At 27.7% G+C, this 24399-nt stretch carries 18 protein-coding genes; 9 read left to right on the top strand and 9 right to left on the bottom strand.

What is annotated here, in order from left to right:
• Both M3Z80_RS03815 and M3Z80_RS03810 read left to right on the top strand, forming a co-directional pair.
• A partial coding sequence (locus M3Z80_RS03815; RefSeq protein ID WP_293917731.1) for a KAP family P-loop NTPase fold protein occupies positions 1-2176 on the top strand: 2176 nt, incomplete at its 5' end.
• 420 nt (positions 2177-2596) lie between these two features.
• A complete protein-coding gene (locus M3Z80_RS03810) occupies positions 2597-3007 on the top strand; it encodes a helix-turn-helix domain-containing protein (RefSeq protein ID WP_293917729.1) in 411 nt (136 codons plus the stop codon).
• Between the two features lie 212 nt (positions 3008-3219).
• On the opposite strand, the gene M3Z80_RS03805 is transcribed toward M3Z80_RS03810, so the two are convergent.
• Complete coding sequence (locus M3Z80_RS03805; RefSeq protein ID WP_293917727.1) at positions 3220-3519, bottom strand: hypothetical protein; 300 nt, start codon at positions 3517-3519, stop codon at positions 3220-3222.
• A gap of 8 nt (positions 3520-3527) precedes the next feature.
• Positions 3528-4862: an MATE family efflux transporter gene (locus M3Z80_RS03800; protein WP_293917725.1), complete on the bottom strand. Its 1335-nt coding sequence runs from the start codon at positions 4860-4862 to the stop codon at positions 3528-3530.
• Between the two features lie 245 nt (positions 4863-5107).
• Between M3Z80_RS03800 and M3Z80_RS03795 the strand changes: the two genes are divergently transcribed.
• Positions 5108-6103, top strand: a complete 996-nt coding sequence (locus M3Z80_RS03795; protein WP_293917723.1) for a cation diffusion facilitator family transporter — start codon at positions 5108-5110, stop codon at positions 6101-6103.
• A gap of 582 nt (positions 6104-6685) precedes the next feature.
• Here the strand turns inward: M3Z80_RS03795 and M3Z80_RS03790 are convergent.
• Complete coding sequence (locus tag M3Z80_RS03790; RefSeq protein WP_293917721.1) at positions 6686-7882, bottom strand: DegT/DnrJ/EryC1/StrS family aminotransferase; 1197 nt, start codon at positions 7880-7882, stop codon at positions 6686-6688.
• Positions 7883-8285: 403 nt separating this feature from the next.
• On the opposite strand from M3Z80_RS03790, the gene M3Z80_RS03785 reads away from it, so the two are divergent.
• The 3 genes from M3Z80_RS03785 (at position 8286) to M3Z80_RS03775 (ending at position 14374) form a co-directional block, all read left to right on the top strand.
• On the top strand, positions 8286-13343 hold the full coding sequence (locus M3Z80_RS03785; RefSeq protein WP_293917719.1) for a T9SS type B sorting domain-containing protein: 5058 nt from the start codon (positions 8286-8288) through the stop codon (positions 13341-13343).
• A 212-nt stretch (positions 13344-13555) separates the two neighbouring features.
• Positions 13556-13771 (top strand): heavy-metal-associated domain-containing protein, encoded by a 216-nt coding sequence (locus tag M3Z80_RS03780; protein WP_293917718.1) that lies wholly within the window; start codon positions 13556-13558, stop codon positions 13769-13771.
• A 150-nt stretch (positions 13772-13921) separates the two neighbouring features.
• The gene (locus M3Z80_RS03775) at positions 13922-14374 is read left to right on the top strand and encodes a MarR family winged helix-turn-helix transcriptional regulator (RefSeq protein ID WP_293917716.1); all 453 of its coding nucleotides are present in this window, start codon (positions 13922-13924) and stop codon (positions 14372-14374) included.
• Between the two features lie 231 nt (positions 14375-14605).
• Here the strand turns inward: M3Z80_RS03775 and pdxY are convergent, their stop codons facing one another.
• On the bottom strand, positions 14606-15466 hold the full coding sequence (pdxY, locus tag M3Z80_RS03770; protein ID WP_293917714.1) for a pyridoxal kinase PdxY: 861 nt from the start codon (positions 15464-15466) through the stop codon (positions 14606-14608).
• Positions 15467-15696: 230 nt separating this feature from the next.
• On the opposite strand from pdxY, the gene M3Z80_RS03765 reads away from it, so the two are divergent.
• A complete protein-coding gene (locus M3Z80_RS03765; RefSeq protein ID WP_293917712.1) occupies positions 15697-17250 on the top strand; it encodes a Do family serine endopeptidase in 1554 nt (517 codons plus the stop codon).
• A 113-nt stretch (positions 17251-17363) separates the two neighbouring features.
• Here the strand turns inward: M3Z80_RS03765 and obgE are convergent, their stop codons facing one another.
• The 4 genes from obgE to M3Z80_RS03745 form a co-directional block, all read right to left on the bottom strand.
• On the bottom strand, positions 17364-18350 hold the full coding sequence (gene obgE / locus M3Z80_RS03760) for a GTPase ObgE (RefSeq protein ID WP_293917711.1): 987 nt from the start codon (positions 18348-18350) through the stop codon (positions 17364-17366).
• Positions 18351-18428: 78 nt separating this feature from the next.
• Complete coding sequence (locus M3Z80_RS03755) at positions 18429-19007, bottom strand: adenylate kinase (protein ID WP_293917709.1); 579 nt, start codon at positions 19005-19007, stop codon at positions 18429-18431.
• A 15-nt stretch (positions 19008-19022) separates the two neighbouring features.
• Positions 19023-19565 (bottom strand): hypoxanthine phosphoribosyltransferase, encoded by a 543-nt coding sequence (gene hpt / locus M3Z80_RS03750; protein ID WP_293917707.1) that lies wholly within the window; start codon positions 19563-19565, stop codon positions 19023-19025.
• A gap of 103 nt (positions 19566-19668) precedes the next feature.
• A complete protein-coding gene (locus M3Z80_RS03745) occupies positions 19669-20121 on the bottom strand; it encodes a universal stress protein (RefSeq protein WP_293917705.1) in 453 nt (150 codons plus the stop codon).
• A 111-nt stretch (positions 20122-20232) separates the two neighbouring features.
• On the opposite strand from M3Z80_RS03745, the gene rseP reads away from it, so the two are divergent.
• Positions 20233-21558 carry an RIP metalloprotease RseP gene (gene rseP / locus M3Z80_RS03740; protein ID WP_293917703.1) on the top strand — a complete coding sequence of 442 codons (1326 nt, stop codon included), beginning with the start codon at positions 20233-20235 and terminating at the stop codon, positions 21556-21558.
• 559 nt (positions 21559-22117) lie between these two features.
• Positions 22118-23356: an OmpA family protein gene (locus M3Z80_RS03735; RefSeq protein WP_293917701.1), complete on the top strand. Its 1239-nt coding sequence runs from the start codon at positions 22118-22120 to the stop codon at positions 23354-23356.
• A gap of 129 nt (positions 23357-23485) precedes the next feature.
• Here M3Z80_RS03735 and M3Z80_RS03730 read toward each other — a convergent pair.
• Positions 23486-24399: glycosyltransferase family 4 protein (locus tag M3Z80_RS03730; protein WP_293917700.1), on the bottom strand; the 914-nt coding region annotated here is incomplete at its 5' end.

The following is a 24399-nucleotide window of genomic DNA, read 5'->3' as shown; positions in this document are numbered from 1 at the left end:
AAAAGAACAAATTTCAGACTTATACTTAGATGAAGCAATTAAAAAGGCAGATGAGGATATTTTAGGTAGAATAAATAAAGTAAATAATACTGTAAAAGATATTCAGAATACAAATTTATCAAGTTCTATAGCATTTGGTATTGTTGGAAAATGGGGAGATGGTAAAACTTCCTATATGAATTTAATAAAAGAAAAGATAAAAAATAATAAGGAATATATAATTATTGAATTTTCAGCGTGGTTAAATATCTCAACAAAATCTATTATTCAGGATTTCTTTGATACAGTTGAAGCAGCACTAAAAGGGCAAAGCCTTAATTTAGCTAAAGAAATAAGAAAATATGGAAACTCTGTCTTGAAAAATACTAAAAATCAATTCTTGATGAACATATTTTATGGTATGGATTTTTTATCAGAAAATAGTCTTAGTAGTGAATTTAAAAATACAAATGAGCAACTTAATAAATTAAATAAAAAAGTTGTTGTTTTTTTAGATGATCTAGATAGACTAAGCCCTAATGAGATTTTTGAAGTATTAAAATTAATCAGAAATACAGCTTCTTTTGATTCTTTTATTTATGTAGTTGGGTATGATAAAGAATACCTTGTATCTTCTTTAAAAGAAAAAGGAATACCAAATTCAACAAAATATTGTGAAAAAATATTTTTAAAAGAATATTTCCTTTTACCCTTAACTAAAGAACAAATTAATGATTATTTAAAAACAGCATTATTAAAATTCTTTTCAGAATCAAAAAAGAAAGATGAAATTAATTCTTTTTTTGAAGATAGAAATTTCGTATATAATTATTCTATTGAAGAAATTACTTTTTCTATTCAAAATATAAGGGATGCTAAAAGATTTTTAAATGAATTTATTCCAATCTATAAAATAATACAAGAAGAGGTACTATTTAGAGATTATTATAATATTAAATTATTAAAATTTTCTTTTTATGAGGTATATAATTTACTGTATGAAGATAAAAAAACTTATATTGAAGGTCGTAGTAAAAAAATAACTAAACTAACCTTGACCAAAAAAGAACTAAGCAATGGCTTCTCAAGAGATGTTTTTACTAATTCAAAAATTGAAGATTTTATAATCAATGAGTTAAAATATGATAAGAATAAATTAATAAAAATAAAAACATTACTAAATAATCTGTTTAATGATTATTATAAAAATATACCTTTATCAATAACAGATGATCAAAATTATTATAAATATTTTAAAGATGAATTAGGTAAGAATGATTTATCATATAATGAGTATAAAAATGCTTTGAAACTCCCAATAGATGAACTAAAAAAAAATATTGACAATTGGAATAGAGAAGGTAAAATTAGAAGCGCTCAATATTATATATATTACACAAATGTTCTTTCTTTTGAAAATAAAGGAGAATATGAAAAATACGTTAATATATTATTTTACATTGCAAATATACAAAATGATGAATCCAGTATTTCTAGAATTGTTGGATTAGATAATGATTATTTATTAGGTTGTATCAATAATTATCAAAATAAAATAGTGCCCAAATACTATAATAATAATAAATCTAAGTTAAGTGAATTTATTCAATCAATTTTTAATAATGCTTCTTCTCCCTATGATTATGAATTGGAAATTTTACAACATATACAAAATTACGATGATGAAAATATATTAACAAAATCAGAAATTGAATCATACCTTATAGATTATTTTGAAAAATATTCTAAAGGTATGGTAAGTGTTCCCCCTTATTTTTGGAATTATTTTTGGAAATATCGAATAAAAGAGAATGATAAGAATTTTTTTCCTCCAAAAATAAAAAGTATGTTTAAAGAACTTCTACCTAAATTTTTAGATGATTTTTTAGTATTGTATGTTAATATTGAAAAATATGATAATTACAATGCTATAATTTCTATTAGAAGAATCTGTGCTATATTTGATTCGATAGAAAATTTTATTGAATATATTAGTTCTAAACCTTTTAAAGAAAGTTTAACAAAAAAACCGGAATTTTTAGATGAATTTTTAAATTTTTATGAAGAATGGTCTAATGCCCAAAATTCAAATCCACGAGTAGTAGTATCTATACCCTATGATTTTAAATATCTACCTATTGTTGAAAAAAAAAAAATCTCTAAAATAAATAAAAAGTCAAATTTTATTTTATCGTGATAATTTATATTAATTATTTATTAAATAAAAAGTTGAAGTAAATTATAGGGGGAGGTAAAACAAATTATATTTAAGAATATAAATAAAAAAAAGTACAAAAAGCCTATAAACAAAGAAAATTAAGAAAAAATAAAGATTCATTTATTTAAAAACAAAAAGTAATTTATTACCAATTGATTTTAACACTAAAATCTATTTATTACTTCTTTATATTTATTCTGTTTGGTAAATCTAAACGGTCATAAATTATTTATAATTCTAAATTAGGTCGAAAATTATTCTAAATAGCAATATATTTTCAAGCAAAGAGAATATAAGGTTATATGGTATTGATGAGACCTTTATATTATATATTTGAGCCTGTAAAATATAGATTTGTTTTATCAGATTTTTTGTTACTTTTGCTAAAACACTTTTGTTATGAGTATAGATGCAGCCCCTAAGAAAGTACATCAGGGAAGAAATATAAAAAGATTAAGAGAAATGCTTGGTATTAAGCAGGAATCTCTTGCTTTTGATTTAGGTGTTAGTCAGGCTACTGTATCAGATTATGAGCAAAAAGAAGCGTTAGATGATAAAATTTTAGAAAAAGTTTCTCTAGCATTGAAAATCCCTATAGAAGCCATAAAGAATATGACTGATGAAACTACTAATAATTATATAAATACTTTTTACGATAATAGTCAACAAAGTGGTTTTTTCAGTAATCCTATCAATTGCAATTTTAATCCTATTGATAAAATCGTTGAATTATATTGTGAAAAAGAAGAACTCTATAAGAAAATGATAAAAGACAGGGATGAATTAATTGAAAAATTGTCAAAAAAATAATTTAATAAAATATTTATTTTCACTAAAATAAATAAAAATTTTATTTTTTTCTTTAGTTTCAAAAATCATTTAATAAATTATTAAAACTTATTAGTTCAAAAATATTTCACTTATTATAAAGAAGAAATTAATTTTGCTAAAACACTTTTATTCAATTAAATACTAGAAATTAACATTACAAAAGTAATTTCTATAGATATGCTTATTATTTTTTATATAAAATTAGTATCTAAAAAAATATCCTTAATTAATCGTATCACCCTTTGAGTTGAATAATAGTTTACAGAGCTTTTATCTTCTTTGCAATCAATATTCTCAACTTTCCAAATATGTTTATTATATGATTGAATCTTTATTTCCAAAGAATCAGCTACCTGAATTCCTAAAAGTGAATTTTCCCAAGAATTTAATTTAGAAAATATTTCCAAAACCTGTGATTCTAAGGCAGGCAAAGACTCTTCCCTATGTATTGAAAGTACCCGTGAGTTGTTTTCTAAATAAATATGAATCAATGTATAAATTATTTTTTTCCTTTGGTAAGAATTTGAAAACGCCAAAGAAGCATAATGGCAGCAAATCCCAATCCAATACACAAACCTATCCAAGTTCCTACAGCTCCCAGCTTTTGATTAATGCATAAATAGTATCCAATAGGGATAGCTAAGACAATATATGCAATAAAGCATATAAAAGTAGGAATTTTTACATCTCTCATGGCTCGTAAGCATCCCAAGCTAACTACTTGTATTCCGTCAAATATTTGAAATAAGGCCGTTAATATCAATAATTTAGAAGTTATGGCAATAACTTCCGTTTTACTCTTATCAAAGAATATTAACGGTAGTTGATCTTTAAAAATTATAAAAAGTAGCCCACATATAGTCATAAATGCAAAGACCAAATATATATTAGCCATTCCGGCCTTTTTAAGGTCCGACATATTTTTCACACCATAATATCCTGCTACCCGTACCGTTGCAGCAACTCCGAATCCAGTACAAACTTGAAAGGTAATAGATGCTAAATTAGAGGTTACCGAATGCGCAGACGTATCTAAATATCCATGCATACCGGCTATAAATGCAGCTAAGGCAAATGAGCTTATTTCAAACAAGGACTGTAAAGATGAAGGTAAACCTATTGATATTAATTTACGAAAATATACAGATTGAAAATTTTTCCACTTGACATCTTTTAGGTAATATAAAGATTTTTTATTACAATATAGGACCACTATAATGATACACATCATTAAAATGCGAGCAATTAGAGTAGCCGTAGCCGACCCTTTCAATCCCATTTCCGGAAGCCCCCAATATCCGTAAATTAATCCAAAATTTAAAATTACATTAACAATATTAGATATGATAGTGGCTATAGTTACTAAAACGGTCATAGAAATACCCTCGGAAAATTGTCTATAAGATTGGAAAATCATTAAAGGCAATAAGCTCCAAGCACTGATATTGAGAAAAGTTATGGCATCGGGTATTACCGATACATCTTGCTTGGCATGATACAGTAAAGGAGAGCAAAACTCCAATAATAAAATTACTCCTAAAGCCAAGGCAACGTTCATAACCGCACCATGTGTAAAAATTTTTAAAACTCTGCTCTTATTTCCATTTGCAACTGCTGAGGATATAAGTGGCGACATAGAATAAGAAAAACCTAATAGAAACACTAAAAATATGAAAAACAAACTGGTTGCTAAGGAAGAGGAAGCTACTGCTCGTTCTCCCAAATTAGCTATAATTATAATATCAATAAAATTTACAGATACCTGTCCCAGCTGTGTGATGACAACCGGAAGAGCTAACTTTGTATTGGCTTTAAAATGTTCTTTTAAATTCATTTGAATCCTTTCGAGCCTGCAAAGATAGAAATTTTAATAAAAATCGATTCATTCAAAATGAATATCTTTATACTAAATAACTAAACATTTTTGATTTTATAGAATATTTTTTTCATTATTGACACCTTTTTACTTCAAATAAAAGGTATCTTTTAAAATTAAAAAAAATAATTGCCACTACAATTAAACAAAAGATGTACCTTTGCAGCGCCAGGCATTTGCCCCTAAATGTTATATACGAATACATGAATACCCCTGCAAAAGAAAATTATTTTTTTCAAAAAATTGTGGTTATTGTTGGATCGGCATTATTCATTATGAAAATTGTTGCCTGGCAGTTAACCCAATCAGTAGCTATATTGACCGATACCTTGGAAAGCATTAGCAATGTTGCTGCCGGATTATTTTCATTATATAGTCTTTATATTTCTTCCAAACCAAAAGATAGGGACCATCCGTATGGACATGGCAAAATTGAATTTATTTCGGCAGGTATCGAAGGTAGCTTGATTACTGTAGCCGGTATTTTGATTATTTATAAGTCCGTGAGCGATATTTTCCATGTTCAAGTTATACGAAAACTGGATTATGGGATAGTCTTAATTGTTATCGCAGGACTAGTAAATTATGTTTTAGGAGTAGGAGCGGTTAAAAAAGGAAAAAAAAACAAATCCTTAGCTTTAATTTCAGGAGGAGAACATCTTAAAACTGATACATATTCTACCATAGGGCTTGTAATAGGCCTTTTTGTCATGTATGTTTTTAAAATTTATTGGTTGGATAGTATCATCGCCCTAATTTTTTCTTTGATCATTATTTTTACCGGAGTAAAAATTATTCGCAAATCTTTAGCCGGCATAATGGATGAAGCTGATGAAGAATTAATTACTCAGCTGGTTGATATATTAAATAAAAATAGAAATCCAAATTGGATTGATATTCATAATGTAAGATTTATCAAATACGGGAGCAGCTTACATTTGGATTGCCACCTAACGCTTCCTTGGTATTTTAACCTCAGGGAAGCGCATAAAGAGCTAGATAAGCTAAATAAAATTATTGTTGATAATTTTGGCAATAGTTTTGAAATGTTTGTTCACGTTGATGATTGTCGTGAAGTTATTTCGTGCAAAATTTGTAAAAAAGATAGTTGTCCTTATCGTAAATATCTTTTTGATAATGAAATCAAATGGACAAAAGAAAATATTCAAATTGATAAACACCATAAATTAGATAAATAAAATATGAGTAATAAAAAGAATTTTTTAAATATTGAAGAAAAAATATATAAATCATTAGGAAAAATCGGATACGTAATTATATTTACTTGTATATTTTCACTGCTAATGTTTTTTATTGACTTTATACTTTATTGTTTTGTTGACAATCATTATAACTCTGGATTTTTATTTTCTGGTGAATATACTTTTACATACTGGATTAAACTTATGTGGAAAAATTATTCTTTTTCATTTTTTAAAACATCATTCTTCGGCATCATATTTATTATTTTAGGTATTTATAGAAGTAAGACATTGGCAAAAGAATTCTCAATTTAATAACTATTAAATTATTTCTTCTATATAAAAAATGAAGCATTATATATTCTTAACCTGTTTGTATGTTAATTGCTAACAAACTTTTTTAATTTAAATACCTTAATTGATATTTAAATTATAAAATTTATTTTGTGTATTTTTCTAATCTTAGCATATACAGATATATAATAGGTAGCTGAAAAATAATAAAGCTTTAATAATATATGATAAAAGCTGCTACAAAAGTTATTGATAGCAGCTTTTATTAAACAATATTTATATATTTTATTTTGCTAATACTTTTTTAACTGAAGTAGCTATAATTTCCGCTTTTTTAGCCAAATCTTCATCTGTCCATAATAAAGAGATAGGAATAGTTATTGTTTTTCCCATTATTGCATCTGATTGTGAATAATCCGCATTGGCATAGTTTGGCAATAATTCTTTGTGCTCTTTATAAAGCGGGGCTAAAGTTTTTAGCAATTTCAAATGATCCCATTTTCTCACATAATGCCAATTGTTATCGAACCAATATGCATTACCTATCCCCTTGCTGCTCAATTCTCGAGTCAATTCTCGAGCTGATTCTTTATTAGGCAAAAATATGCTCAAGAATGAAGCATTATCGCCGGCTTCATCGGGTAATTTTCTAAATTCTAATCCCTCAATTCCCTGTAAGGCATCTTTCAATGCTTTTTTATTCTTTCTTTGAGTGGAAAGTATTTTATCCAGCTTTTCAAACTGAGCAAGACCTACGGCTGCATGCAATTCGGAAATTCTATAATTTAACCCTAAATAAGGATGATTTTCTGCTCCTCTGTTATCTCCGATATGGTCATGTCCATGATCTGTATATTGATCAGCATGCACATAATAGTCTTCATTATTAGTTAAAACAGCTCCTCCTTCTCCGCAGGTTACCGTTTTAACAAAATCAAATGAAAAACATCCTAAATCACCGATGGTTCCAAGATATTTGCCTTTATAAGTAGCGCCAAAAGATTGACACGCATCTTCAATTATTAATAAATTATGTTTTTTTGCTAATTCTTTAAGAGCTGAAAGATCTGCCATAGCTCCACACATATGCACCGGCATAATTACTTTGGTTCTAGGCGATATGGCTTTTTCAACTGCCTTCGGATCCATGGTCAAAGTTTCATCAATATCTACAAGTATAGGAATAGCTCCTACGCTTAATACTGCCTCAAAGCTAGCCACAAAGGTAAAGGTAGGTAATATTACCTCATCTCCTGCTCCTACTCCCACCGTATTTAGTGCAGTCATTAAGGCCGTAGTTCCACTGCTGGTTAACTGTACATGCTTTACATGCATTCTTTTTTGAATGGCCTGCTCAAATTCCTTTGCTTTCCAATGATTATTCCTAACAGATTCAAAATTATAACGCATAAGAATACCACTTTCAATAATATCGTTCAGGTGTTTTTTTTCTTCTTCACCCCAAAGCTCATATCCTGGCATAATAAAGTATTTTATATTATTTTTTTTGTTAAAAACCTAAAACAAAGGTAAGGATTTGAGTGTAAAGAATCTTTAAAAACAAATAAAAAAGTTCTATCGAAACATGGTACTTGTGATATTTTAATATAATTTTTAGTATGAATGAGTTAATAAAAAATATTAAACAGAGCTATTTATATTTTCCCTATTTAAAATAATATTAATTTTTTATATCTTAACCAGATCACTAAAATACATATAATTTAAAAAAACACAATAAAAAATACATTATTCTTAATAATATACATTTTTTATTTTTAAATATTCATTTATTTTTAAAAATATTTAAAAATTTATAAAAATTAAAAGTTAAAATATGTTAACTTTGTTAAACTAACATTAACATTAAAAAATTATAAATAAAATGAGCACAAGGGCTCCGATTCATTATCTCTTTTTAATATTCTTCGGAATGTTTATCTCAATTCAAGGTCAAATTATACCCCCATCTACATTGATAATAAAAGATCATAATGATAATAAGAGTCCTATAACAATTGACTGCGACTATAATTTTAATGAAAACCATAAAATTTCATTAAAAGCCGAATATCCTGAAATTAAAAATACAACCAAATATTCTGTTACAGCTATTCCTTTCAATCCGGTGGGAAATTTTTCCGAAGGGGAAGAAGTCATGATTGAAAGTGACGATAAATGGAGCAATGTACAAAATCTCCCTTTTAAATTTTGTTTTTATGGAAATACTTACAGCTCTATAATTTTAGGAGATAACGGTGTACTCTGCTTTGATACTCAATATACTGGTACCGAATGTCCATATGTCATAGCAGGTGCCATTCCCAATCAGGACTTAATGCACAACACCATTTTCGGTGCCTATCATGATATGACCAATGATAGTGATGTTTTCGGATGTACAAATGATTGTGGTAAAATATCTATGTATACAACAGGAACGATGCCATTTCGAAAAACTATTATAAATTATTATAATATGAATCATTTCGGTTGTGAAAGTTCCAAATCTACACTACAAATTGTACTATATGAAACAACCAACATAATTGAAATCTATATAAAAAATAAACCTTTAACTTGTGAAATAGGCAATGAAAAAAGGACTCTAATAGGGATCACGAATTCCGATGGTTCGCAAGGAATAGCCCCACAATCTAGAAATACAGGAATTTGGGAAGCATATAATGAAGCGTGGCGATTTTCTCCCGAAGGTACTACGGCAATACCTAGTGTGGAATGGAAAGATTCCAATCAAAATCTAATCCCTTCTTCGGAAGTTAGTCCGAAATCATCGACAACTTATTATGTAAATGTATCTTATGCTGGTTGTACCCCTGTTACTCTTAGTAATGAATTTCAAATCATATTTTCTCCGGATTATCCCAAAGTAAAAGATTTAACTGTATATAAATGTTTTGAAGGTAATACTCCTAATGCTGTTATCAATTTAAAAGAATTAATGCTTGAGGCTTCCGAAGCTAATCATGATGTGACCACTTCTTTACATCTCAATATAGAAGAGGCTAATACAGGAGAAAATCCTATTGCCGATCTTAATACCTATCTTATAACAGAAAATTCAAAATCATTTTATTTACGCGCTTCTAGGAATAAAGATTGTTATTCAACTTCCGTTATAACCTTACATTTAAAAAGAAAACCGAACCTCAAGGAAACAGAACCAATAATTATATGTGGAAACGAGGAAAATAATGATTCAGAAATAATTTATTTAAAAAATTATGAAGATTACATAAACGGCTACGAAAATTGGATGAATCTTGATTATTTTGATTCTTATAATAATGCTCTTGAAGGTGTAAACCCTATTAGTACGCTTTCACTCTCCTCCACAGTGACTATATATGCCAAAGCAAGTAATAAAGAATATGATGAATGTTTTTCCATAATACCCGTTACTTTTAAGTTTCAAAAAACTATTATTTCTCAACCTCAAAAAATTATTCTCTGTGATGAAAATTTAAATGGAAGAGAAATATATAACTTAAGATCTTATGAAAGTACTCTAACCAATTATCAAAATTTAAGTTTTACGTATTATAATTATGAAACCGATGCTTTACAAAACATTAATCCTATACTAAACCCAGAATCCTACACTGTTACCAATGGAGAGGTCATATATGTTAGTATATCTAGCCCGGGGTATTGTTCATCCATAAATACAATATCTTTTTCTTTTAAAAATTCAGCAGTAAAAAATATGCATAAATATGTATGCGATGGTAAATTACATGAAATTAAAGTTAATCTTTTAGATTATTATAACGATATGAAAAGAGATCAAGATATTATTCTTGATGGAATATATAATTCATGGGAAGGCGCTGTAAATAAAGACTTTTCCCAAAAAATTAATGATTTGGGTAATTTTACCGTTGTAATGCCTTATTCGATAGTATATGTACGTTTTTTTGATAATACTACTCAGTGCGAGTACATTCGTGAAATAAAACTTGAGATTAGAGCTAAAATTGAAAAAATACCATCTTATAATGTTTGTGATTTAAATAATTCGGGCGAAAGCCATTTTAATCTAAATACACTACGTCCTATCTTTATGGCCGGATACCCTCCATCTTCTATAGCTTTTTATGAAACTTTAGAAGATTATAATAATGAAACTAACCCGATCACGGAAACAATAGTAAAGAGAGAAAAAATCATTTATGTGAAAATTAATGTTAATGACGGATGTAAATATTATCATAAAATTAATCTGAAATTGAAAGAGTTAGAAGTATCTGAAACTCAAAAATTTACAATCTGTGATTCAGAAAATGATGGGAAAGAAAATTTTAATTTAAATGATTTAATTAACCTTTTAAATTTATCAGATTATAGTTCGATACAATTCTATAAATCAGAAAAAGATGCTTTCAAAGAAATCAACCCTATAGCCAATAAAACTGAATATCCGATTAGTATTAGTAATAAAAATATATTTGTAAGAAGTAATTATAATAAGAGCTGTCCGAGTATAATTCCGGTTGAGATAGAATTGTTTAATTCTATAATTGTACCCAATTTTTCTTCCATTGAAATTTGTGATAAAGAGAATAAACATTCTAAAACTGTTGACTTAACTCGTTCGGTAGCAGAAAGCGGAATAAATACAACTAAAATTTCTGTTGAATATTATCTTACTTCTCAGGGCGCAGAACAGCAGAATAATAATGAAAAAATTTTAGATCCTACTTCTTTCACTATATATAATACAACTACAGTATTTATACGTTTTACCAATATTGATACCCATTGCTATCAAATAAGACCTTTAAAAATAAAGCTAAACCCATTTCCTCAAGTTGTTAAATTAAATTTAAATATTTGTGATTTTAATAATGACCAAGTAGAGGATGTTACTTTAAATGATTTAAATCCTCATTTAGTTAATGAGCATAAAAATTATTCTTTTTCATATTATTTAAGTGAAAAAGATGCAATTAATAATATAAATAAAATTTTAAGACATGCAATTAAAAATTCAACGGAATTATATGTTAAAATATCGTCTGGAAATGAATGTCAAGTGATTCATAAATTAGGATTTACATTACAATCATCTCCTTTAGTTCATAATAAAACGATTAAAATATGTGACAACAATTCTGATGATACGGAAATTGTCGATTTAACTCAATATAATGATATTTTAGTGGATAATGTTAACTCTACATTTAAATTTACCTATTTTACCTCTTTTAATAACGCTTATGATAACAGTTTAGTAATTAATAACGCTAAAGAGTACGCAATCCAAAAATTTCCGACTACTTTATATGTAAGAATTTCAAATTCATCCGAATGCTTTTCAATTGCTGAATTAACTTTTCACAGTGCAGAGAAAATTTTAGCCCAAAATAAAGATATTCATATATGTGATGAAGGGTCTGACATGCAGGAATATATTAATTTAAACAGCTATGTATCAGAAGTTTTACTGAACCCTAGGCAAAATTTACTGATAAATTATTATAAAACAGAAAAAGGTGCTAACGATAAAAATGAAAACGATCGTATAAAAAATCCTGATAATTATTCGGTAACTTTAGCCAAAGATTATGTATGGATACGTTTTGATAATCCTGCCACTGGCTGTTATACGGTAAGATATTTAGAAATTATACTTGAGCCACTTCCTAAGCTAATCAATTCTAAATATTTAATTTGCGACACAGATTTAGACGGTATTTATAAGCTAGATCTCGATCAACTTCGTTACGCCGTAATATTTAATCCTGAGGGATACACTTTTTCTTACTATTATAATATAGAAGATGCAAAAAAAGATGCGAATAGAATTCAGAATATACATCAATATATTATTAATGATTTTAATCAAAAAATAGTTATTAAAGCAACTAATAAATACGGATGTAGTTCTATAAGAAGTGTAACGCTCTATACTAAAGATAAAATTAAAGTTAATACAAATTCCATTGAAATGGAAAGTTGCGATGATGATTTTGATGGTTTAACTTTATTTAATCTTACAACTCTAAATTCATCAATAACTAAAGATCCTAAGGCAACTTTTGAATATTTTAGGACCTTATCCGACGCAAAAAATAAAATCAATCCAATAAAAGATCCCTATAACTATAAAAATATAGTGCCTCATCTTGATAAAGTGTATATTCGCGTTTCTTCCCCTGATTATTGCCCTTCTTTAAGTCAAGCCACTTTAAAAGCTTTACCGGTTCCAGTAAGTAATTTAGGGAAAAATTTAAAAATATGTCCTAATGGTAGTCTCGAATTAGTTTCAAATACAAATAATCCTGAAGATTTTTATGAATGGAATACGGGAGAAAAAGGTTATAATAAACATACAATCACCATCTTTAAGGCCGGTATTTATACTGTAACTATTTCCGGCAAGAATGGGTGTTCTTATACTTATACAACTTCTGTAACTGAGTATCCTAAGACCAAAATTATTGATTTAGAAGAAGGTAATGATTACATTACTGTTATGGCTGAAGGCGAAGCTCCTTTAGAGTATTCTATGGATAATAAGAATTGGCAATCTCATAATACTTTTTATAATTTAAATCCCGGAATTTATACATTTTATGTAAGATCAATGGCGAACGGCTGTTTTTCAACTGAAAAGAAAGGAGTCTTATTTAAGATTAATAATGTAATTACTCCTAATGGAGATAATTTTAATGAAGTTTGGCAACTATGTGGTTTAGAGCATTTTGACTCACTTCCTTCACACATTAAAATATTTGACCGTTATGGTAAGGTAGTATTTACACAAAGCTCCAATTCGTGCTTTGTATGGGATGGACATTATTTAGGGCGACCTTTACCTACTACAACGTATTGGTATATTATCAATATTGCCGATGGCAGACAGTTTACCGGATGGATTGTTTTGCGAAACCATAATAACAGGGTTGATTTAAACTAATTTGAATGTTTAATTCAACATATCTAAATATAATTAATAATTGAAACTAAGGATAAATATTATAATTAATTCATAATGAGCATTATATAAAAAAAATAATTATATAGTATAGATCGACCCCGTATATTTTATGTAAAAAGTTTCCATAAATATATAATTAGAATAAGTTAAATACTTTTAAATTTGAGTAAAAATATAAACATAAAGAAAAAATGAAAAATAAAGAATTAAAGTTTAAAACTAATATAGATTGTGGTGGATGCGTAAAAGCTGTAACTCCTTTTTTATCTAAGGTTGAAGGTATATCTAGTTGGAATGTAGACACTTCCAACCCTGAAAAAATTTTAACAGTTGATTCGGATGGTGCTTCTGATGAAGCTATTGTAAATGCTGTAAAAAAAGCCGGTTTTACTATAGAAAAAATTTAGTATCAATCTTCAATATGTTTTAGTGAAGAACCTTTAATATATAAAGGTTCTTTTTTATTTTATACTAAGTACAGATAATAAAATATTTTATTAATATTACTTACATTTGTATTTTTAAAACTTATTCGCAAAGTTTATAAATAAATACTAATGACTAACTCTGAAAAAGAAAATTCTATAGGTTATCAATTAAGTTATACGGAAAATCTACATAGGAATTTATTAAATAAAAAATTTACTAGTAACCAATTAGATGTTACTCCGGAGCAATTTATTATTCTAGATTTATTAACGGAATATCCTGATGGAATATCCATGCAAACCATTTCTATAAAAATTCATAGAGATAATTCTGCCATAACAAGGTCTATTGATATATTAGAAAAAAGAAATTTGGTAATCAGAATAAATGCTAAAACCGATCGACGGAAAAAGATTATACTTATTACTAAAGAAGGCAATACACTGCTTAGCAAAGCCAAAAATATAGCAAAAGCACATGCAAAGGAAGTTGCCAACGGGCTTACCGAAACTCAACTAAATGAATTTTTTATGATTCTAAAGCACATTCAGAATAATATACACGATTCTACTAATAAATAATTTTCGACTTACTGACTTAAGTAACTTATTTATATGTGGAAATTTATTAAGTAAATATAGTCATGCTCTTTTATTAGGTATAAAAAATCTAATTATATTCTAAAGTTTTTATTAATTAAGTTTAGCTCCATTTATATAATTTAATTGTGTAAGATATAGTATGAATCAAAAAGTAAAATGGCTTTCACAATTCTTAAATAATATAAAAAAGGGTGATATTCTCAATTATAATTATAATTTAACTGCTTCGAATTTTTGAGTAGGATTAACAATTTCATCTTGAGCAGCAACTAATTGCAATTCATATTCACCTTGTCTATGAGTTTCTAACATAACTGCGTACACTGCTGCTGTGGTATGTTCTAATACATCTTTATAGGCTTTACCAAGCAACATATTGGTTAATAATAATCCTGAAGTTAAATCTCCTACCCCAACTGGTTGTCTAACGCCGAAATCTACCAAAGGACGAGATATATGCCATTTTCCTTCTGGAGTGGATAATAACATTTCAAATTTGTCGGAACGATACCCAGCCCTACTTAAATGTTTAACTAAAACCGTTTTAACTCCTCTAGCATGAAGTACATCAATAGCTGAAATCACTTCCTTCACTGAAGTAATTGTTCTATCGGTTAAAATTTCTAACTCCAATAAATTAGGTGCCATTATGTCACTTACACCAATAACCTCATTTTTAAAAAAATCTGATACACCCGGAGCAACAATACAACCTTTTTCAGGATGCCCCATAACAGGATCGCAAAAATATATTGCATTAGGATTTTCACTTTTAACCTTCCTAACTATTTCCAAAATAGATTTTCCTTGTTCAGGAGAACCTATATACCCATTTAAAACAGCATCACATTTTTTTAGTTGATGAATATTATCTATTCCTTGTACAATATCCAATAAATGTTTTGCTGACATTACTTCACCTGTCCATTGTCCATATTGTGTATGATTTGAAAATTGCACGGTATTTAATGACCATACCCTAACACCACAACGTTGCATAGGAAATTCCGCTGCGCTATTTCCTGCATGTCCATACACTACATGAGATTGGATAGATAAAATATTTTTCATTAGTATTACAATTATTAATTACAAATTTATGAACTTTAATTCGCAATATAATAGTAAATTGAAAAAGAAATCCAAATGGATAAACAGATAATATGGAAGATTTAAAATTTTCAAACCATATAAAAAAAGATTAATTTCTTGTTAAAAACCGTTAAAGAAGCAAAATAACTGAATTTTGGTATTACTTTTGAAATAAAAAAACCAGTATTTATTTAAATTAATTTTGTACTATGAAAAAAAATAAGTTTGAAATTAAAAAAATAGGTTCTTATATTTTAGTAGGAGTAGTAGGTGGTTTAATTTCCGCGGGAGCAGTTACTTCTTTATCAAATAATTCAAAATTAAATGATTTTGAAATATTTAAAAATACTACTAATAATAACGAAAAAGCTTATTTTACTTCAGCTTCTAATAATAGAGTTGTTGGGTTAAATCCTCCTGATTTAACTATAGCAGCAGAAAAAACAGTTAATGCAGTAGTTAGTGTTAAATGTTATTCATCATTCAGTCAACAACAACGCCGTTCCTTAGATCCCTTTGATTTCTTTTTCGGAGATCCTTTTAATTCACAAGGACAGCAAAGACAACAGCAGTCTCCAAAGGATACACCAAGTGGATTGGGATCTGGTGTGATTATATCTACTGATGGATATATAGTAACTAATAACCATGTTATTGATGGAGCTGATAAAATAGAAGTTACTCTTAACAATCAAAAAACATATATAGCCACCTTAGTTGGAACCGATATCAATTCTGATATTGCTTTATTGAAAATAGATGAAAAAGGACTTAGCTATTTAAATTTTTATAATTCCGATAATGTACGTGTAGGTGAATGGGTTTTAGCTGTAGGAAATCCTTTTGGGTTAACTTCAACTGTTACTGCAGGTATTATCTCGGCTAAAGGTCGTAGCCTAGATTTATTACGTTCCAATTCTAAAAGTCCGATAGAATCATTTATACAAACAGATGCTGCAGTCAATCCGGGAAATAGTGGAGGTGCTTTAGTAAATACTAATGGCGATCTTATAGGTATTAATACCGCTATTGCTTCTCATTCGGGAACCGGAACTTTTGAAGGATATAGCTTTGCCGTACCTTCCAATATTGCTAAAAAAGTAGTTGAAGATATTCGAAAATATGGTTTGGTACAACGAGGGTATTTAGGCATAGGTGCGCTTGATTTGAGTGATGATGCTTCTGTGAAGCAATATAATCTTCAAAACAAAACCAGTTACAAATCTCAAGAAGGAGTTTTAATTACAGATATTCAAAATGATGGAGGAGCTAAAGACGCAGGTTTGAAAAAAGGAGATATTATTAAGCAGATTGATGGAACTACTATAAAAAATTTCCCAACACTTTCGGGAATTATTGGAGAAAAAAGACCGGGTGATCAAGTAAATGTAACTATTTTGAGAGATAAGGTTACTAAAACTTTCAATGTAAGAATTAAAGATGCTAAAGGCGGTATTTCTGTTAAAACCAAGAATGATTTAAGCATTGCTGAAAAACTTGGAGCAGAATTCCAAGAATTAAGTGATGAACAAAAAGTTAATTACGGTTTAGAATCAGGTATCGTAATATCCAGCATAGATAGTAACGGAAAATTGAAATCTGCAGGTATTGGTGAAGGATACATACTTATGGAAGTTAATGATAAACCTGTAAATAGTGAAAAAGATATTGAAAAAATATTAAAAAATTATAAAGGAACTGTTTCTGTAAGATATGTTGATCCTTACGGTAGAATTTATAGAAGAGGATTTAAAATGGAATAACATAACATCGTTATTAATATATAATTAGTAAGTAATTTTGAAATGCAACTTTTTAAATTATTAAAAAGTTGCATTTTTTTTCTTATCGTTATAATTTTTAAAAATTTCAATTACTATTGATGAAGCAATTTCCAGAGTTCATCTTTCAAATGAATAAGATTTTCTCCAGTCACTGCTGATATAAAAATCAACTTGAAATTTTTGGGAAATGTTTTTCTAATTTCTTCTTCTAATTCTTTATCAATCAAATCCGATTTAGAAATAGCAATTAATCGGTCCTTATCATTTAATTCCGGATTATATTCTTGTAATTCTTTAACTAAGATTTGATACTCTTTATAATAATCTTTAGCATCTGCAGGTATCAAAAATAATAAAACTGAATTTCTTTCAATATGTCTTAAAAATCTATGTCCTAATCCTTTACCTTCAGAAGCTCCTTCAATAATTCCAGGTATATCTGCTACAACAAATGATTGAAAATCTCTATATTTAACTATTCCTAAATTAGGGATAAGGGTAGTAAATGCATAGTCTGCAATCTTTGGCTTGGCAGAGGTTATTGCTGATAATAAAGTGGATTTTCCGGCATTAGGGAAACCAACTAATCCAACATCTCCCAATAATTTTAATTCCAATATAAAATTAGATTCTTTACCCGGCAAACCTGGTTGGGCATATCGGGGAGTTTGATTGGTTGAAGATTTGAAATGTGAATTTCCTAAACCTCCTTTTCCTCCTTCTAATAAAATAATCTCTTCTTTATCTTTAGTTATTTCTCCTAAAATATTTCCTTCTTCATCCTTCGCTATGGTACCTACTGGAACATCAATATATAAATCTGCTCCATTCGCACCGGTAAGTTCTTGCTTCCCTCCTGGCTTTCCATTTTCTGCCTTATTATGTTTTGAATATTTAAGAGCTAATAGAGTCCACAATTGTGCATTTCCGCGCAATATAATATGTCCACCCCTACCTCCATCTCCTCCATCAGGACCTCCTTTAGGTATATATTTAGCTCTATGGAGATGTGCTGAACCCGCACCTCCATGTCCACTTTTACAAAAAATTTTTACATAATCAACAAAATTAGACTGCATATATCTTATATTTTTTATAAAAAAAGGATTATCATTTTCCATAATAATCCTTTTATTTCTATGTACGTTTTTTTATTCTTAAACAAACTTCTCAATTTCTTTAGACAAGGCAGCCGTTATTTCGTCTATATTACCATCTCCATCTAGTTCTACAAGTTTATTTTGTTCCTTATAATAATTAGAAACCACTGCCGTTTTTTCATAATATTCTTTAATTCTATTTCGAATTATACTTTCATCGGCATCATCGGTACGTCCGCTTTCTTCACTTCTTTTCAAAATTCTTTTTACCAATACTTCGTCTTCTACATACAAAGCTAAAGTTACATCCACTTTTGTTTGAAACAGATTATTTAATAATTCATCAAGAGATTCTGCCTGACTTTCTGTTCTTGGATAACCATCTAGAATAAATCCCTTTTTGGTTGAATTCCTTTGAAGTTCATCAATCAACATTTCAGTGGTAAGTTCATCAGGAACTAAGTTTCCATTATGTATATATGATTGGGCTTCTTCTCCTAATTTTGTATTATTTTTAATATTATATCTAAATAAATCTCCTGTGGAAATGTGTTCTAAATTAAATTTATTTGCTAAAATTTTTGCTTGTGTCCCTTTTCCACTTCCGGGAGGGCCAAATAAAACAATTATATTCATTTTTTGATACTTTGTTTATTCTCCTTTTAATTGATATAAATCTTTTAAATTTCGTCCTAAACCATTATAATCCAACCCATATCCAACTACAAATTTATTGGGTATATTCATACCTATTAAATCTATATTCAAATCTTTTTTATATACATCCGGTTTAAAAAATAAAGTAGCTATTTTAATGCTTTTCACCGGCTTTACTTCAAGTAATTTATATAGACATTCTAGGGTATTTCCGGTATCAATAATATCTTCCAATATTATTACATCTCTATCTGTAATATCCACAGTCATATCTGTTATTAAATCGACATTTCCGGAACTTTTCAAACCACCCTTATAGGATGAAAGTTGAAGAAAACCTATTTCACAATTTCCTTTATAATTTTTTAAAAAATCGCTGAAAAACATAATCACTCCATTAAGCACTCCTATAAAAACGGGCACTGTATGCTTGTATTCTTCATATAAAGTATTGGTCATCCTTTGAATGGAGTGATCAATTTCTTCAGAAGAGATAAAAGATGTAAATGTTTTATCCAGAATTTGAATTTCTTCCATATATAACAAACTTAACTATGTCGCAAATATAATGATATTGACTAAATATCAAAGTTTGAAGCATATAATTTTTAAGGTTAGATAAATTTAAAATTTTAATATTTTAGTTTTCATGATGATGTTGATTGGGTGGAACAATAAGAATCGGTATTTTGGATTTGTTAATTACGTTTTTAGAAACACTGCCTAAAATAGCTTCCATCAATATTCCTCTACCATGCGATCCCATAATTATTAAATTTGCTTTTCTTGATTCTGATTCTTTTAGTATAATATCTGCAGGAGTCCCTTGTTTGATTATAATTTCAACTTCTATCCCTTCTTGTTTAATTGATTTTTCATATTCAACAAGTTGTCTTGTTTCTTCCTTCATTCCTGCTTCTTCAAGTTCTGTAAGATATTGAAAACCGATATCCCCGATTATAAAACCTAAATCTAAACTAGCTACGTGTAAAAGACATATTTTGCTGCCTGTAGCTTTTGCGTAGATGACAGCTTCTTTCAAAATATATTTTGTTGAAGCTGAAAAATCTATAGGGACTATCATTGTTTTCATAAATTATGGATTTTTATTATATTCCTTAAAGTTAATCAATATTTTATTTTTTTCATAAAATTTCAATAGAATAAATTTTATTATTTTTGCAAACTAAGTTTTATATTGAACATGCATATATTTATTCAAATAGCCCAGTTATTATTGTGTTTATCTATACTGGTTGTTTTTCATGAAGCAGGACATTTTTTTGCTGCTAAATACTTTAAAACCAAAGTTGAAAAGTTTTATTTATTCTTTGATCCTTGGTTTTCTTTATTTAAAAAGAAAATCGGCGATACGGAATATGGTATCGGCTGGCTGCCCTTAGGAGGATATGTAAAAATAGCAGGTATGATCGATGAAAGTATGGATACTGAACAGATGAAAAATCCTCCTCAACCCTGGGAATTTCGTTCAAAGCCAGCCTGGCAAAGATTAATTATTATGCTTGCCGGTATCTTTGTAAATATCATATTGGCCATTGTTATTTATACGGGAATTTTGATGACTACCGGTGAACAAACCATCAATACAGATAAATTAACTGATGGTTATGCTTTCTCTGATGTCGGAAAAAAATTAGGTTTTAAAAATGGTGATATTATCTTAAAAGTTGATAATAAATCGATTCCTACCTTTAATTATTTACCTGTATCACTCTTATTTGGGGATCATGTAACCGTAAAAAGAGATGGAAAAATTATCAATTTCAATCTTCTTCCTGAAGAGAAAAGAGATGTTCTTAAACAAGAAGGAAGAGGATTTATTTCTCCGAGAATTATAGCAGATGTCGATTCAATCTTACCAAAATCTATAGCTTCTAAATATTTCAAAAAAGGAGATATTATAACAAGTCTTAATGGACAATCGATTAAATATTTAGATGAGCTGAAATTTGAGCTTAATAAATATAAAAATGATAGTATATCTTTAGGTATTCTTCGTAACGGTCAAAATATAGATGAAAAGCTTTATATACCGGATAGTGCAGTATTAGGTTTTGTTCCTAGTGCTTCCAATCTAAAAAATGCAACCGCTTTTAAAAAATATGATTTTATTGATGCAGTTAAAAGAGCCCCCGTTTTATCTTGGGAAATGCTAATAATTCAAATAAAGCAATTTAAGCTTATTATTAACCCAAAGACAGAAGCCTATAAACAAGTAAGTGGACCATTAAGGCTTTATAAAGCCTTTTCTCCTGAATGGAATTGGACGCAATTTTGGAGCTTTACTGCTATGTTTTCAATCTGGCTTGCTTTCTTAAATTTATTACCGATTCCTGGATTAGATGGAGGTCATGCTTTATTTACTATTGCGGAAATGATTACTGGTCGAAAATTGAGTGATAAAACTATGGAAAAAGTTCAAATGGTTGGTATTTTTATTCTTCTCGGTTTAATGATTCTAGTATTTGGAAATGATCTCTGGAATATTATTCAAAGTTTTTTAAATTAATTTTATATTCTCACAGTATAAATTTAATTTAACTCAATTAATATAAAAAAATAGTTAAAAGGTTGTCTATGAAAAAGACAGCCTTTTATTTTTAATATTTCAAAAAATATCTTTTTATAACATTAACTTTTAAGAAATATCATTTTATACATCCTGTAATTTTTTAAGATATTTTTTAATTATAATAGTTTAAAGATTATTTATAAATCTTTTTTAATTTTCTACTATTTTATTACTTGAACTAATTACAATTCATTTGTAATTAAAATTATATTGATTTTATTTAGTAATAGCTATTATAGTATATCAAGAGACATTTATTAACTAATTAAATATTTATGATTATAATTTATCAATTTGAAGCATTTTATTTTAATAAATCACAAAATTAAATTTATACGTTTTATTTTAAGTATGTTTTAATTATTAATTATATTTGCATAAATAATAAAATTTTTATTTTTAAAATATATAAATTATTGAATTATTTATTCCTATAATTATTTCTAATTTAAAAGAATATATAATATTATAATTATATAGTTAATACATATGTTTTATGAAAAAGGTATATTTAATAATTTTTATATTCTTATCTTCCTTATATTTAGGATCACAAGAAGTAGCTCAAGAAGAAAATTTAAATCCTCAATATGTTTATAACAAGTTTTGGGATAATTGGTTTTTTAATTTTGGTGGTGGTGGAAGTATGTATTTTGGTGGAAAGCAACATAAAGAAGCTAATTTTTTTGAGAGACTTACATGGGGTGCCACATTAAATGTTGGAAAATGGTTTTCACCAATAATAGGTGCAAGATTAACATTTCAAGGTGGAAAAAAACATGTTTATAATGTTGATGGAATACCTGTATATGATAAAGATGGAAATCCTATTGATTTGAATACATTAGATCCTAGCAAAATACATCATAGGTCTCGAGGACATTATCTAACCGTTCATGCAGATGCACTGTTCAATTTATCAAATTTATTTTATGGCTACAAGGACGATAGATTTTATAACTTAATTTCATATGCAGGAGCAGGGATAGGTACTGATAGAAATGCCATTGACAATAATTCACCAGTTATTGTACTTGGTTTGCTTAATACATTTAGGATTAATGAAAAGTTAGCTATTAGTTTTGAAGTTTCTGCTCAAGCTGTTCAATCAAAGTTTAATGATGCCAAATATAAAAGAAAATGGGTAAAATCTTATAAAAAACAGGACTGGGATGAAATAGGTTCCGTTAACTTAGGATTGATAATTGGATTAGGTTGTAAACAAAAATTTGAAAAAGTAAATTGTGATGAAGTTCCTTTAAATAATATAGATCAAGATTTATTGAGCCAATTATCAGAAAAAGTAGATTCTTTAACTCAAGAAAATAAAAATTTACAAAAAAATTATGATGAAGCTAAAAAATATTCACCTAAAACAATTTATAAAAAACAAACTATTGTAAAAAATAACCCATACCCTGTCCAATTTGATATTAATAGTAGTTCTATAAACTCAAAACAGGAAGCCATTATTTATAATATAGCTGAGTTCTTAAAAGAGAATGAAAGTTATAATGTTGAAATTATCGGATTTGCAGATAAAAAAACAGGTTCTAAAAAATATAATAAAGTTTTATCTTTAAAAAGATCAAAAGCTATTGAAAATAAGCTAATTAATGAATACGGAATTTCCCCTGAAAGAATTTTTTCTTCCGGTAAAGGAGATTCTATGCAACCTTATCCAAAAAATGATTGGAATCGTGTTGTTATTATTACAGTGATTGATTCAAATTAAGTAATTTAATAAATAACTTTTTATAGCTAATCATTTTATAATGGTTAGCTATTTTATTTGTAGTGTATTTATTTTATTTTTTATCCAATTATAACATCATTGATTAAAATTATTAGAATTTATAAAAAATCACAGTAAATCCATCAAAATATTTAAATGTTTTTTAGCCGAATGCTCCCATGAAAATTCTTTGTATTTAGAGTAACCTTTATTTATAAGATTATCTCTTAATTGTTTACTTGAATAAATATTATTTATTTTTTTTGATATATCTTCTATTGAATTGGGATCAAAATATAATGCACTATCAACACAAATTTCCTTTATCGGAGGTATATTTGAAGCTAACACGGGACATTTATATTTCATGGCTTCTAAAAGTGGTAATCCAAACCCTTCATATTTTGAAGGAAAAACTAATGCTAAAGCTTGGGAATATAATTCTTTCAATTTCAAATCTGAAACAAATCCTGTAAAATCAACTAAATTTTTTATTATTGGATTTTCATTTATTAAATTTCCTAATTGCATATTATTCCCATTTATAAATCCTTCTCTTTTTCCAACGATTTTGAAATGAGGTTTTTTTATATTTTCTGGGAGATTTTCAATAAAGATAATATATGCTCTAAGGGCATTTTCTAAATTTTTATGAGGTTTAATATTTCCAACAAATAAAAAATAAGGATATTGTTCGATTTCAAAAATATCATTTTTTGGGGTAGCTGTTATTTTATCAAATTGATATTCTGAAACACCATTATATATAACTTCTATTTTATCTTTATATTTATTATTTGTATATGCTAGAATTTCATTTTTAGAAAATTTTGAAACAGTCACAATTTTATCGGACTTGGATAATGCTTCGTTTATCACGATTTTTGCATATATTTTTTGAAATATGGATAATTCTTTATAAAATGCTAAATGATACACATCATGTATAGTTGTAATTCTTTTTTCAGACTTTATGGGAGCTAAGGGAATGTTAAAATGTGGAGACCAAAATAATTTTGATTTTGGTATAATTTTTCTATAAT

Source organism: Apibacter sp., from assembly GCF_025291155.1.
Lineage (GTDB): Bacteria > Bacteroidota > Bacteroidia > Flavobacteriales > Weeksellaceae > Apibacter.
This window is presented reverse-complemented; position numbering and strand designations above follow the sequence as displayed.

Bases quoted from the DNA above. Each gene is read 5' to 3' on its own strand.
- M3Z80_RS03810 (WP_293917729.1), top strand. From the start codon at position 2,597: ATGAGTATAGATGCAGCCCCTAAGAAAGTACATCAGGGAAGAAATATA.
- M3Z80_RS03800 (WP_293917725.1), bottom strand. From the start codon at position 4,862: ATGAATTTAAAAGAACATTTTAAAGCCAATACAAAGTTAGCTCTTCCG.
- M3Z80_RS03795 (WP_293917723.1), top strand. From the start codon at position 5,108: ATGAATACCCCTGCAAAAGAAAATTATTTTTTTCAAAAAATTGTGGTT.
- M3Z80_RS03790 (WP_293917721.1), bottom strand. From the start codon at position 7,882: ATGCCAGGATATGAGCTTTGGGGTGAAGAAGAAAAAAAACACCTGAAC.
- M3Z80_RS03785 (WP_293917719.1), top strand. From the start codon at position 8,286: ATGAGCACAAGGGCTCCGATTCATTATCTCTTTTTAATATTCTTCGGA.
- M3Z80_RS03780 (WP_293917718.1), top strand. From the start codon at position 13,556: ATGAAAAATAAAGAATTAAAGTTTAAAACTAATATAGATTGTGGTGGA.
- M3Z80_RS03775 (WP_293917716.1), top strand. From the start codon at position 13,922: ATGACTAACTCTGAAAAAGAAAATTCTATAGGTTATCAATTAAGTTAT.
- pdxY (WP_293917714.1), bottom strand. From the start codon at position 15,466: ATGAAAAATATTTTATCTATCCAATCTCATGTAGTGTATGGACATGCA.
- M3Z80_RS03765 (WP_293917712.1), top strand. From the start codon at position 15,697: ATGAAAAAAAATAAGTTTGAAATTAAAAAAATAGGTTCTTATATTTTA.
- obgE (WP_293917711.1), bottom strand. From the start codon at position 18,350: ATGCAGTCTAATTTTGTTGATTATGTAAAAATTTTTTGTAAAAGTGGA.
- M3Z80_RS03755 (WP_293917709.1), bottom strand. From the start codon at position 19,007: ATGAATATAATTGTTTTATTTGGCCCTCCCGGAAGTGGAAAAGGGACA.
- hpt (WP_293917707.1), bottom strand. From the start codon at position 19,565: ATGGAAGAAATTCAAATTCTGGATAAAACATTTACATCTTTTATCTCT.
- M3Z80_RS03745 (WP_293917705.1), bottom strand. From the start codon at position 20,121: ATGAAAACAATGATAGTCCCTATAGATTTTTCAGCTTCAACAAAATAT.
- rseP (WP_293917703.1), top strand. From the start codon at position 20,233: ATGCATATATTTATTCAAATAGCCCAGTTATTATTGTGTTTATCTATA.
- M3Z80_RS03735 (WP_293917701.1), top strand. From the start codon at position 22,118: ATGAAAAAGGTATATTTAATAATTTTTATATTCTTATCTTCCTTATAT.